The sequence below is a fragment of the Niveibacterium sp. 24ML genome, assembly GCF_026586805.1.
Classification (GTDB): Bacteria; Pseudomonadota; Gammaproteobacteria; order Burkholderiales; family Rhodocyclaceae; genus Niveibacterium.
In genome coordinates this window covers 1-12,096 of record NZ_JAPFHA010000005.1, presented here as the reverse complement: position 1 = coordinate 12,096, position 12,096 = coordinate 1, and the positions used below count along the sequence as shown (strand labels likewise).

General features: G+C 63.8%; 9 protein-coding genes. 4 read left to right on the top strand and 5 right to left on the bottom strand.

Annotated features, from left to right (window positions below):
* Window positions 1-1,041, bottom strand: coding sequence for a prolyl oligopeptidase family serine peptidase (locus OPU71_RS05695; protein WP_267726031.1), 1,041 nt, complete (start codon window positions 1,039-1,041; stop codon window positions 1-3).
* 85 nt (window positions 1,042-1,126) lie between these two features.
* Here OPU71_RS05695 and OPU71_RS05690 point away from each other — a divergent pair, with 85 nt between their 5' ends.
* Window positions 1,127-1,765, top strand: coding sequence for a TetR/AcrR family transcriptional regulator (locus OPU71_RS05690; RefSeq protein ID WP_267726029.1), 639 nt, complete (start codon window positions 1,127-1,129; stop codon window positions 1,763-1,765).
* A 219-nt stretch (window positions 1,766-1,984) separates the two neighbouring features.
* Here OPU71_RS05690 and OPU71_RS05685 read toward each other — a convergent pair whose 3' ends face one another.
* Both OPU71_RS05685 and icmF read right to left on the bottom strand, forming a co-directional pair.
* Complete coding sequence (locus tag OPU71_RS05685; protein WP_267726027.1) at window positions 1,985-3,511, bottom strand: S41 family peptidase; 1,527 nt, start codon at window positions 3,509-3,511, stop codon at window positions 1,985-1,987.
* An 89-nt stretch (window positions 3,512-3,600) separates the two neighbouring features.
* The gene (gene icmF, locus OPU71_RS05680) at window positions 3,601-6,981 is read right to left on the bottom strand and encodes a fused isobutyryl-CoA mutase/GTPase IcmF (protein WP_267726025.1); all 3,381 of its coding nucleotides are present in this window, start codon (window positions 6,979-6,981) and stop codon (window positions 3,601-3,603) included.
* A 288-nt stretch (window positions 6,982-7,269) separates the two neighbouring features.
* On the opposite strand from icmF, the gene OPU71_RS05675 reads away from it, so the two are divergent.
* The 3 genes from OPU71_RS05675 to OPU71_RS05665 all read left to right on the top strand — a co-directional run bounded on the left by OPU71_RS05675 (window position 7,270) and on the right by OPU71_RS05665 (window position 9,060).
* Window positions 7,270-7,575 (top strand): type II toxin-antitoxin system Phd/YefM family antitoxin, encoded by a 306-nt coding sequence (locus tag OPU71_RS05675; RefSeq protein ID WP_267726023.1) that lies wholly within the window; start codon window positions 7,270-7,272, stop codon window positions 7,573-7,575.
* Complete coding sequence (locus OPU71_RS05670; RefSeq protein ID WP_267726021.1) at window positions 7,568-7,954, top strand: type II toxin-antitoxin system RelE/ParE family toxin; 387 nt, start codon at window positions 7,568-7,570, stop codon at window positions 7,952-7,954. The genes OPU71_RS05675 and OPU71_RS05670 overlap by 8 nt, the downstream gene beginning before the upstream one ends.
* 71 nt (window positions 7,955-8,025) lie before the next feature.
* Window positions 8,026-9,060, top strand: coding sequence for an AraC family transcriptional regulator (locus tag OPU71_RS05665; protein WP_267726019.1), 1,035 nt, complete (start codon window positions 8,026-8,028; stop codon window positions 9,058-9,060).
* Window positions 9,061-9,296: 236 nt separating this feature from the next.
* Here OPU71_RS05665 and OPU71_RS05660 read toward each other — a convergent pair whose 3' ends face one another.
* A complete protein-coding gene (locus OPU71_RS05660; RefSeq protein ID WP_267726017.1) occupies window positions 9,297-9,791 on the bottom strand; it encodes a hypothetical protein in 495 nt (164 codons plus the stop codon).
* Window positions 9,788-11,716 (bottom strand): HsdM family class I SAM-dependent methyltransferase, encoded by a 1,929-nt coding sequence (locus OPU71_RS05655; protein WP_267726015.1) that lies wholly within the window; start codon window positions 11,714-11,716, stop codon window positions 9,788-9,790. The genes OPU71_RS05660 and OPU71_RS05655 overlap by 4 nt, the downstream gene beginning before the upstream one ends.
* Between the last annotated feature and the right edge of the window lie 380 nt (window positions 11,717-12,096).

Sequence of the window (12,096 nt, the reverse complement as noted above, 5' to 3'; positions counted from 1 at the left end):
TTAGTGTTGCCGCTCAAAGCGGCCGATGCCGGGGATCGCCAGGGCGCGCGGTGCGCCCTGGGCATCGTCTTCAAAGCGGATCAGGAATGGGCCGATGAACTGGCGGCGGTTGATCGGCAAGAACTCGATCCGCTCGCCGTCGCCCATCGCGATGTCCACCCGATCTTCAAGCACCGTAACTTCCGCTGTGTTGCGGTTACTGGCGCGGTAACGGCCCGCAAGCTCGGCGCCGGGGGCTGGCGCGGCCGGCGGCGCAGCACTGCGACGCTGCGCGAACAGCCACTCGTAGAAGGCCGGCGTTTCGGCATAGGTGCGCGTCCACGCATCGTGGCCGACGTTCGCCATCCATTCGAGCCGCGGCGCCATGCCCAGCTGCTTGAGCACCGCGGCGACGCGACGGTCCATCGCAAACGGCACCACCGGGTCCGCTTCGCCATGCGCTATCCACACCGGCAGGTGGGTCAGCTGGCGGATGGCCGGCAGCCAGTCGGCGGCGGTGGGCTCTGGCCGCCCAAGGTTGTAGGCCAGCATGTCATTCGGGAAGGCGCCAGCCACCGGCGCCAGCGCGGCGAAGCGGCCGGGATAGGCGAGCGCGGTGCTCCAGGTGCCCATTCCGCCAAGCGACAGGCCGGTCAGGTAGATCCGCTCGGCATCAATGCGATAACGCGCCGCGACTTCGCGCAACACCGCGTCAACAAACAGCGGATGCCACAGCTGGTCGCGCGGCGTCTGGGGCGCGATCACGATCGCGGGCAGTTTGCCGCCGCCTTCGACGAAGGCGCCCAGCCCCTGCGTCTTCACCCGCGCGAGATCCGTGCCCCATTCACCCGCCCCGTGAAGGAACACGATCACAGGCCAGGCGCGTTGCGGGTCGGCCTCGTAGCCTTCGGGCAAGGCCAGCAGGTAATGCTGGCCATAGCGGGTGTTTGCGGCGGGCGGCAGACTCGCCGCCTGCCAGGGAGAGGCCGCTGCGCTGGTCGCAGACAGCGCGCCGAACGCAAACAGGGTGAGGACGCGGCAAAGCTTTGGAATCAAGGCCATGAGGGCGCTCCGTTAATTAACCGACTGATCGGTATAGTAATTATCGCGGTAGGATTGTCAACCGCCCTGCAGCAGCGAAATAGCAATGGCCCGACCCAAGAGCGACACGCGCGAACAGCTGATTGGCCAACTGGTCGACCTGTTCTATGAATACGGCTACGACGGCACCACGCTGGCCTTGATCACGGCGCGGACCGGGCTAGGCCGCGCCAGCATCTACCACCACTTCCCCGGTGGTAAGGACGAGATCGCGAAGGCGGTTTTGCTGAAGGCCGACGATTGGGCCAGAACCCATGTCGACGCCTTGCTGGCAAGCGCGCTACCGCCACGCGAACGGCTCATGGCCTACCTGAAAGTGATCGACGAGGTGCAGTACCGCGCCAGCCAGCTCACCCCCGCCAACGCCTTCGGCATCGGCAATGGGCTCGAACGCTTCGGCGCCGGGTTGCGCGAGCGCTTCGTGGGCCGAACCGAGCATCTGAGTGCCCTGCTGGTGAGTTGCGGCGTATCGCAGCCGGTGGCTGTGCGGCGGGCCTGGGAGGCAAAGATCCTGATCGAAGGGGCGCTGGTGTGCAGCCGTGTTGCAGGTGATCTGAGCCTGTATCGCGGCGTGATGCAGCAACTGCAAACCCAGCTGCTCGCGCCCGACGACTGCCCCGGCGTATTGCCGGCGGGGCAGGTGTTACCCGCGCCAAGCCCGCCGCAATCGGACGAGCCCTCGTGATCGGCGCTGCCTCGCTTGCGAATCTGGCGCTCAGCCGTGGACTTCACCAGTGGGCGATTTGAGCCGCCTTCCCTAAGGAAGGCCTGAATAAGTGGCTGCGACGGCGCATCGCTGCGTTGCGGCGTGCTCGCTCCCGCGCCTATCCCTTTGATATGGCTTGGTCGCTGCGCGCGCCGCGCCTTGCGCTGCATCCCTCTCGCTCACTTATTCAGACCTTCCCTAAGGCGTCTGGATGCGGATGTCCCGCCACGGGGCGCGGCCGCGTATTGCGGGGCCATCGATGGCGCTTTGCGGGATCGATCTCGCTGCGGCTTGCGGCGGGCAACTGCCATCCACCCGGTAAGCCAGCGCGGCCGCCAGGCGCCCTTCGGCCGGGTCGCCCAGTTCGTGCGCGAAGTCGTCGGCCACCACGCAGCCAGCTACCCCAGCCGGGCCAGTGCCTGCGGGCACAAAGCCGTCGGCGTAGTCGCCGAATTCCAACGCATTCACGCCACGGAACTGGATCGAGAAGTAGGTCGTGCCGCAGTTGTCGCGCGCATAGAAGCCATACGGTTTGCCGCAGGTGGCGCCGCCGATCAGGATCACCTCCACCCCCACGCCGCGCAGGCCATTGATCACCGCTTCGCTCGCCGAACAGGTGCCGGGGCCGGTGAGCAGGTACACCCGGTTGAGCCCCAGCGTTGGCAGTGCCTGCCCCGCGGCGGCCGAAAAGCCCAGCGTGGTGTTGTAGAACGGGGTGGGCGAGAGTGGGCGGCCGGTGACCGGATTGGTGCTCGGATACTTGTCGTTGAACACCATGCGTTCAAAGGTGGCGCCGTTTGTGCGTGCGGGCCCGGCAATCATGTAGGCAAGCTGGCTCGCCATCGCAAGGTAGCCACCGCCGTTGTAGCGCAGGTCGATCACCAGATCGCTCACGCCCTGCGTGCGCAACTGCTCGAAGGCCGTGACCAGCTGCGCTTCAGCCGGCGCGATGTGGTCGTTGAACTGCAGGTAGCCGACACGCCCGCTGGCCGTTTGCAGCACCTTGGTGTTCATCACCGGCTGCAGCGTGATGGCTTCGGAGGTCATCGTGACGGTGCGCGTGCCCTCAGCGCCCGGATCGCGCACCGTGAAGCTGTGCGATTCGCCCACGCCGAGCGGGCTGAACGCGTTGTTGATCGCGTCGGTCTGGTCGCTGCTTGCCAGGTCGATGCCGTCCACCGCCAGCACTTCGGTGCCACGGCGCAGGCCCGCGCGCTCAGCCGGCGTGCCGCTGGCGATGAAGCCCACGCGGATCACGCGCGGCGGTTTGCGCGATAGCACCGCCCACTCCGCGCCATAACCGGCCGTCACGCCCGACTGCGACAACGCGTTCCACTCGCTGGTGCGGTAGGTGAAGTGGAACTGATCCTTGGGTTTGCCGCTGGGCGTGAGTTCGGTGGTCTTGAGCACATCGAAGTAGTCGAGCACCGTCGCGAACCCGGCCGGGTCCGGATCGGGCACTTCGCGGTACCAGAGGTAGAGCTCGTTGGTCCAGGAACGCAGCCAGGCCTTCTCGCTTGCGGCCGTGCCTGCCTGATCCGGGTAGCGCGCGCCGGTCACCGGGTCAGTTCCGGTACGGGGCGCAATGCACTGGGCGGCAAGGCTTGCCGAGGCGGGGAAGCCCGCGTCCGGCTTGGCGCCACCGTCTGCCCCGCCTCCACCGCCGCAGCCGGCAAGCAGCGTGAGCATGAAAGCAGCGGCAGCGGTACGGATGCGGGGGTTCATGGTGTGCGCTCGGGCAAGATGCAAAGCCGCATTTTGCCCCGCCAGGCGCCTTGCGCAAGCCTTCGCCCGCCCGGCGGCGCAGCCTTCGCCTACATGTTCCTGCGGTACTGCCCGCCCACCTCGAACAGCGCGTGGGTGATCTGCCCGAGCGAGCAGCAGCGCACCGCATCCATCAGCACCGCGAACACGTTCTCGTCGCGGATCACCGCATCCTTCAGCCGCGCGAGCATTGCGGGCGATGCGTCGGCGTGGCGGGCGTGGAAGTCCGCGAGGCGTGCGAGCTGCGAGCGCTTTTCGTCTTCGGTCGAGCGCGCGAGTTCCAGCTTCTCCAGCACCGCGTCGCCATGCGGGTTGCGGAAGGTGTTCACGCCGACGATCGGGTAGCTGCCGTCGTGCTTCTTGTGCTCGTAGTACAGCGATTCTTCCTGGATCTTGCCGCGCTGGTAGCCGGTCTCCATCGCGCCGAGCACGCCGCCCCGCGCGGCGATGGCCTCGAATTCCTTCAGCACCGCCTCCTCGACCAGATCGGTCAGCTCGTCGATCAGGAAGCTGCCCTGGTTGGGGTTCTCGCAGCGGGCGACGCCCCACTCGCGGTTGATGATCAGCTGGATCGCCATCGCACGCCGCACGCTCTCCTCGGTCGGCGTGGTGATCGCCTCGTCGAAGGCGTTGGTGTGCAGCGAGTTGCAGTCGTCGTAGATCGCGATCAGCGCCTGCAGCGTGGTGCGGATGTCGTTGAAGTCGATCTCCTGCGCGTGCAACGAACGGCCGGAAGTCTGGATGTGGTACTTCAACTTCTGGCTGCGCTCGTTGGCGCCGTACTTCTCGCGCATCGCCACCGCCCAGATGCGCCGCGCCACACGGCCCAGCACCGCGTATTCCGGGTCCATGCCGTTGCTGAAGAAGAAGCTCAGGTTCGGCGCGAAGTCGTCGATGTGCATGCCGCGCGCCAGATACGCCTCGACATAGGTGAAGCCGTTGGCGAGCGTGAAGGCCAGCTGCGAGATCGGGTTCGCGCCGGCTTCGGCGATGTGATACCCGCTGATCGACACCGAGTAGAAGTTGCGCACATCGTGCTCGACGAAGTACTGCTGGATGTCGCCCATCACCTTCAGCGAGAACTCGGTCGAGAAGATGCAGGTGTTCTGGCCCTGGTCTTCCTTCAGGATGTCCGCCTGCACCGTGCCGCGCACCGTGGCCAGCGTCCAGGCGCGGATCTTCGCGATCTCGTCCTCGGTCGGTGCGCGGTGGCTCGTTTGCCACAACTCGGTTTCGAACTTCTCCAGCTGCTGGTCCACCGCCGCGTTCAGGTACATCGCGAGAATCGTCGGCGCCGGGCCGTTGATCGTCATCGACACGCTGGTGTTCGGCGCGCACAGGTCGAAGCCCGAGTACAGCACCTTCAGGTCATCGAGCGTTGCGATCGACACGCCGGAGTTGCCGACCTTGCCGTAGATGTCCGGCCGCAGGTCCGGGTCGTTGCCGTACAGCGTCACCGAGTCGAAGGCGGTGGAAAGCCGCTTGGCCGGCATGCCTTCGCTGAGCAGCTTGAAGCGGCGGTTGGTGCGGAAGGCATCGCCCTCGCCAGCGAACATCCGCGTCGGGTCTTCATTCTCGCGTTTGAAGGCGAACACGCCGGCGGTGTAGGGGTAGGTGCCGGGCAGGTTCTCGCGCATCAGGAAGCGCAGCAGCTCGCCGTGGTCCTCGTACTTCGGCAGCGACACCTTGCGGATCAAGTTGCCGGAAAGGGTTTCGGATACCAGCCGGGTGCGGATCTCTTTGTCGCGGACTTTGACGACGTACTCCTCGCCGGCGTAGGCCGCCACCACCTGCGGCCACTCTGCAAGCAGCCTGGTTTCGCGGGGGCCGAGTTGCGCCTCGCGCGCCGCGATCAGCGCATCCAGCTCAACCGGCACGCCGGCCGCTGCAGCCATCGCTCGGGTCGCAAGCAGTTGCTGCCGTTCGCGTGCGATGCGGCTCTGCGCATCCACTCGGCGGTGGTAGCCGCGCAAGCTGTCGGCAATCTCCGCAAGGTAGCGGCTACGTTCCGGCGGCACGATCGGCGTCTGGTGCGTGGAATGCCGGGTGTGGATCTCCGGCAGCAATCCCGGCTCGAAGTGCAGGCCCAGCCCCTGCAGCGCGGCACGCACCGCCTGGTAGAGCGCAGTCACGCCGTCGTCGTTGAAGCGGCTCGCCTGCGTGCCGAATACCGGCATCTCCTGCGGGCGCTGGTTGAAGGCCTCGCGGTTGCGCTGCACCTGCTTGGCCACATCGCGCAGCGCATCGGCCGCGCCCTTGCGGTCGAACTTGTTGATCGCCACGAAGTCGGCGAAGTCCAGCATGTCGATCTTTTCGAGCTGGCTCGCAGCGCCGAACTCCGGCGTCATCACATACAGCGAGCGGTCCACATGCGGCACTACCGCCGCATCGCCCTGGCCGATGCCGGAGGTCTCGACGATCACCAGATCGAAGCCGGCCAACTTGCAGGCGGCAATCACCTCGGGCAACGCGGCGGAAATTTCGCTGCCGGTCTCTCGAGTCGCGAGCGAGCGCATGTAGATATGCGGATGTTCGATTGCATTCATGCGGATGCGGTCGCCCAGCAGCGCGCCGCCGGTGCGCTTGCGCGAGGGGTCGACCGCGATCACCGCGATCTTCATCCGATCCGCCTGATCGAGGCGGAAGCGGCGGATCAGCTCGTCGGTCAGCGAGCTCTTGCCCGAACCACCGGTGCCGGTGATGCCGAGGCGCGGCGTCGCCAGCGACTCGGCTTCGCGCAGGATCGCCTCGCGCAGCGCGGGCGCGGCGGTGCCCGCCTCCAGCGCGGTAATCGTGCGCGCCAGCACGCGGGTGTCGCCAGTACGCAGCGCGGCGATGGCATCGGCGGCTGAAGTCTCACCGCAGAGGCGCAGAGGCGCCGAGGGCCGCAAAGGAACTTCTTCAAGGCCTTTCTCTGCGGCCCTCTGCGCCTCCGCGTCTCTGCGTTGAAAGTCAGCCGTCGCCAAGCCCGCAACGTCGAAATCCGCCTTAGCCACCACATCGTTGATCATGCCCTGCAGGCCCAGCGCGGCGCCGTCTTCCGGCGAGTAGATCCGCGTCACGCCGTAGTCCATCAGCTCGCGCGCCTCGGCCGGCACGATCACACCGCCGCCGCCGCCGAACACCTTGATATGCCCGGCGCCGGCCTCGCGCAGCAGGTCGACCATGTACTTGAAGAACTCGACATGCCCGCCCTGGTAAGAGGTGATCGCGATGCCCTGCACATCCTCCTGCAAGGCCGCATTCACGATCTCGCCCACCGAGCGGTTGTGGCCCAGGTGGATCACCTCGCAGCCGGTCGACTGCAACAGCCGCCGCATGATGTTGATCGAAGCGTCGTGGCCGTCGAACAGCGCGGCGGCGGTGACGAAGCGGACGCGGTGCTTGGTTTTGTAGGGTGCCAACTGGGTGTGGACGCGCGGGTCGGTCATCGGGCTTCTCCTGACGCCCGCCTCTATCAATTGCGGCAGGCACATTGCCAAAATAGCCGCCGGTCAATCAGCCTGCCAGTGCCGGATGCGACGCCGATCGTGCAGAATCCGCCAATCACGCAGAGCGCCCACGAGAGGCTCCGCGCGAAAGCCTGTCGATTTGCGGATTTTCTATACACGTCCCGACGACATGCATAGAAAACGGGAATTTCTATGCACGTCGGCGGGCCGCGCCAGCTAAGATAGCTGCGATTCTGTGCGTTAATCCGTACGTCAAAGGAGGCAGAAATGGCGATCACCAGCCGCGATGTCACGCCGCTTTCGCATGCCCGTGCCCACTTGTCTGAACTGGCGGACGAGGTCAAAGCCGGTGCCGAGAAGATCATCACCAAGAACGGCGAAAGCTACGTCGCGCTGATCGACGCCGCGCGGCTCGACTACTACCACGCGCTTGAACGCGAACGCATTCACCTGCTGCTGATCGAAGACGCCCGCCGCGGGCTCGAAGACATTGCGGCCGGCCGCAGCGAAGACGCCGACACCGCCATCGCCCGCCTTCAAGCGCGCCGCAAGGCCACCGGCAAAAATGGCTGACACGCCATTCCGCGTCGAACTCACGGCGAGCTTTCTCGAACGCTTGGCCGCCATCGAAGCCTTCCTCGCCGAGGCGGGCGCCGACAGCGCCTACGATGCGCTGCTTGAAACGCTGCGCAGCACTGTCATCCCCAACCTGCAGCGCTTTCCGCGCATGGGGCGTGCCTATCTCGACACCCCGCCCCGCTCGGTCGAAGCCCTGAACCAGCTTGCCCGCTTGCCGGCTGGCGCCGCATCCACGCTACGGGTGCTGGTCAACGGCGACTACCTGCTGCTGTACGCGGTGGCCGACACCCAAGCGGCGGTCTACTTGCTCTCGATCCGCCACCACCGGCAACTCTCCTTCGACTTTGCACGGCTATGGCCCGGCAACGCATGACACAGCGGCCCTTCGCCACTGGAACATTGCTCTTCGCCCGCTTGCGGCAAGCCCTCGGCGCGTAGGTCGGCATGCCTGCACAAAGTTCCGCCACCGTCGCCCCCGCCTTCGTGCGTGGCATGCTGGCTGGCGCGCATGCGGCGGGGTTCGATGCGGCGGCCTTGCTGGCGCAAGTCGAGATCGATGCCGCCTGCCTGGTGCGCGACGAGGTGCGCGTGCCCTTGGCCCACTACGCTGCGCTCTACAACCATGTTGCGGCCACGCTCGACGACGAGGCCTTCGGGCTGTTCCCGCAGCCGATGCGGGTGGGCAGTTTTGAATTCCTGTGCCGGGGGGTGCTCAGCGCCGCGACGCTGGGCGAGGCGCTGGCGCGCGCGGTGCGCTTCCTGCGGCTGGTGCTGCCCGATGTGTCGATCACGGTGGCGCGGAGCGGCGAGCAGGCGCAGCTCACGATCAGCGAGCGCCAGCCCTTTGCGGTGGATCGCGTGTTCAGCTTCGAATGGCTGTTGCGCCTGCTACACGGGCTGTCGTGCTGGCTGGTCGGGCGCGGCATCGCGCTCGACGCGGTGGACTTCCCCTACCCGCCCCCGGCGCATGTCGCCGACTACACGCTGATCTACACCGCACATAGCCGCTTCGCAGCGCCGGTTGATTCACCGGCTACGCCGCTGGTCGCTCACTTCGCTGCCAACCTGCTCGATCTGCCCCTGCGGCGCGACGAAGCCGCGCTCGCCCGCTTTCTCGCCGGCGGGCCGGGGCGGCTTACCACCCTCTACCGGCGCGACCGCGAAATGGTCACCCGCGTGCGCGACCTGCTACGCGAAGCCCTGCCCGAACTCCCCACGCTCGAAACCGTCGCCGCCCGCCTGCACCTCTCCCCCCGCACCCTCGCACGCCGGCTCGAAGCCGAAGCCTCCAGCTTCCGCGCCATCCGCGAAGCCCTGCGCCGCGACCTCGCGCTCGCACGCCTGGGGCAGACCGACGTGCCGGTCGCCACACTCGCCGCCGAGCTCGGCTACGCTGAGCCTTCGGCATTCTTTCGTGCCTTCGTCGGCTGGACTGGGCAATCGCCGAGTGCTTGGCGGAGGGGGCGTCGGGCTGGTTGATCGGCGGCAGTTACAGAGCGTGGCGTGGCGGGATTTCGCAAGGTCAGGGCAATACAGCGCGAATTGGCCACGACTACTGATCGGCCTATGAGGCCGTCACACCAAAAGGATAGGGTGGCCGCTAAAGGCCAGCGAGCAGACTGCAGCTACCCTGTGTGGCTGACCGGTTTGTAATGAAACCGGACTAGACCGCCAGACGGGTTCTCGGGACTCAAAGTAGGGGCTTATTACAAGACTTATGGCAGCCGACGCTGAATCGAATTCAGCCGATGGCTCAACGTGTCAACTACACGCGAAAGGCCCCCGTTGATCCAGTCCGGCAGATCCGCAGGATCTGGCAGGAGAAGATCCTTCAAGGTCTTATTGGCTTGTCGGCCATAGCTGTAGCGAAAACGGTTCGCCTTTATGCAAGCGCAGTAGTAGAGCAACTGCTCCTGACTCATTGGCTCGATTGGTCGAAGGCAGGCTACATGGAAAGCCGTGTAGAACGGCTCATCCTGAATAAACGTCGACAACACGCCGTTGCCACTCAACGCGCATGTAAGCTCACCGGCTGGCGCAGGCTCTAGCTCCGCTATTCGCTCGACGTGCGCCGCGATACCGTTATCACCCATCTTGCGCGAGACGAAGGCGATTCCACCATCTTCGCGTGGGGTTTGCTTAAGTCGATTCAACTCCAAGGAGTGCCCATAGCGCGTCTCAAACAACTTCGACAAAGCCACCAACTTCATGCGTCCTCTCCCTTCGCATCGTTGCTATCGGACGGATCGCTACCGACAAGACGGTAGATGGCGTAGTTTCGGAGCACCTTCTCAAAGTCAGCCTGAGAAATCTTTGTGTAGTCAGTCTCCATATAGGCCTCAGCGCACCATTCGTCGTCAGCACTGACCTTCTGCATAACGCTCTTATCTGCATGAACTTCGCGATTCCGAAATGCGTCTACCCAGCTATCGCGAATCGCGGACCACTGGTCGTGCTGATCTGTGCGGCCACGAGTTTTGGTCTTCTCGAATCCGTCTTCTTTCCAGTATCCAAACCAGCTTTTTCGGTTAGATACAGCGTGCGGCCTGTGTGCAGTGAAAACCATGACACACGTGATCACACCAACCGGATAGAAAAGTTCATCGGGCATCGACATGACCGCTTCAAGGGTGTGCTCCTTGAGGATTTCGGCCCTGAGCGAGTTTGCCGATAGGGCGCTGGACATAGGCACGATGGCAATACCTGTGCCGCCAGACTTTAGGCAGTCGAGCATGTGCTTCACAAATTTGAGTTCATGCAGATCGCTGTCACTCTGGCTGTACGGTGGATTCACCATGCCAACGTCACAATCGTGACGCTTGATCGCGTTCGTGATCGCATCATCAAAACAACTGCCTTGGTACAGGTTTGCCTTGCCGTCGCCGCGGAGAATCATGTTCGAGGCAGCCAAGGCAAACATGTTTGGCTGCTGCTCTACACCGACCAAACCGTCCCTGCGAATACGCTCGCGATCTTCGTCTGTTACCGCAGACTTAAACATCTGGTGCATGGCGGAGACCAGAAATCCGCCGGTCCCGCAGCAGATGTCCAAGACATGGCTGTCCTTGGTTACGTTAGCGAGCAGTGCGAATAGCTCGGTGATGTGGCGAGGCGTGAGAACAATACCTAGCGCTTTCTTGTCGCCCCCGGTGTACTTGAGGAACTCGCCATAGAACTGGCCCACGACGTCGAAGTCGTGATAGACGCTGATGAACGGCCAAACCTTGCTGTTCAAGCGATCGATCAACTCGAACAACGGACCTTTGGGGTATGACTTCGTGGGCTTCCCAAGCTCGGGGTGCACCTCGATGCTTGAGTAGGGCTGAGTCATATTGTTTTTCTTGGCCTGAGGAATCTCAGCCCTTTGGATCTCGTCCTTGATAATTCGCATCCACTCCCGCTGCAGTTGCGCTGGAGTGTGCAGGCCATAAGACGCGGCAAAGGCCTTATTGCGCAAAGCGATCAATGTGCCACTGACCAGCAGTGGCTTCTCGCTTTCCGTTAGCTTCGCGTGATCGCGCATGAACTCATGCAGATCTGCAGCAAAGGCCATCAGCTCGTCGAAGCGCATGCGTTGAACGGCTGGGTCGAACGTCGCGTTCTCTATGTAGTCAGCCCATGGGATGATCTTATCGAGCGTCGCGCCGCCCTTCGCAACGAGGACCTTTGGCTTCAGGCCACCCTTATGCCATAGATAGGTTGAGATCAAGGCTCCCTTCTTGGTCTCACCGCTGACAGCTAGTGCTATCACATTGAACTCGCGGGAGAGAGCCTTCGCATAGTGCAAGACACCGTCAGCGGCAAACCGCTTCAACCTCTTTGCGAGAGCAGCGTCATCCTCGGCAAGAGCTTGGCCGTCGACGATGGCGTTAACGGAGGGGCTGACGTGATCCTTGGTGTCGGCCTTGCACTCAACGATTACCAAGAAATCCGGAGAGCTGGGGGCACTGATAATGAACTCCGGCGCGCCAGCCCCACCACCACCCGACTTACTCGCCGCCCTAAGCAACTTTTTCGCTGCTTCGATGTTGCTCTTCTGCTCTTCGACCTGCACATCAGATGCGGGGTTGTAGTACCCGCACAGGCGTAGTTGGTCGCGAACAATATTCTCCGTCTTACGCTCGTTTTTACTCACTGGCGTCCCGTGCAAATTGTCTTTGTACTGCAATCGCCGGCAGGCGAACTGCCCTATGGCAGGCGGTACCGGATCACACCCCCGATTCCGCTTATGGGGCAAAGCATAACAGTCGCGCAGATGTAGAACTCGGACTTACGAAAATGGCTCCCAATCTGAGATTCATTCCAGCATGGAGTTCCGGATGCCCGACAAAGCGAGCAATCAGGTGGGAGCCGCAGAACGTTCGCAACGGGTTGCTAACAGGGTGATGCAAAACCCCGTGAACGATTCGGGGATGCAGTTGTCGTAGGGATAAGCGTCCCACCCCAGGCAGAGCAACGATGCGCGGCGAAGTCGATCCCCAATCCTCGATGTTCCATTACTTCTCGGTCGAGTCG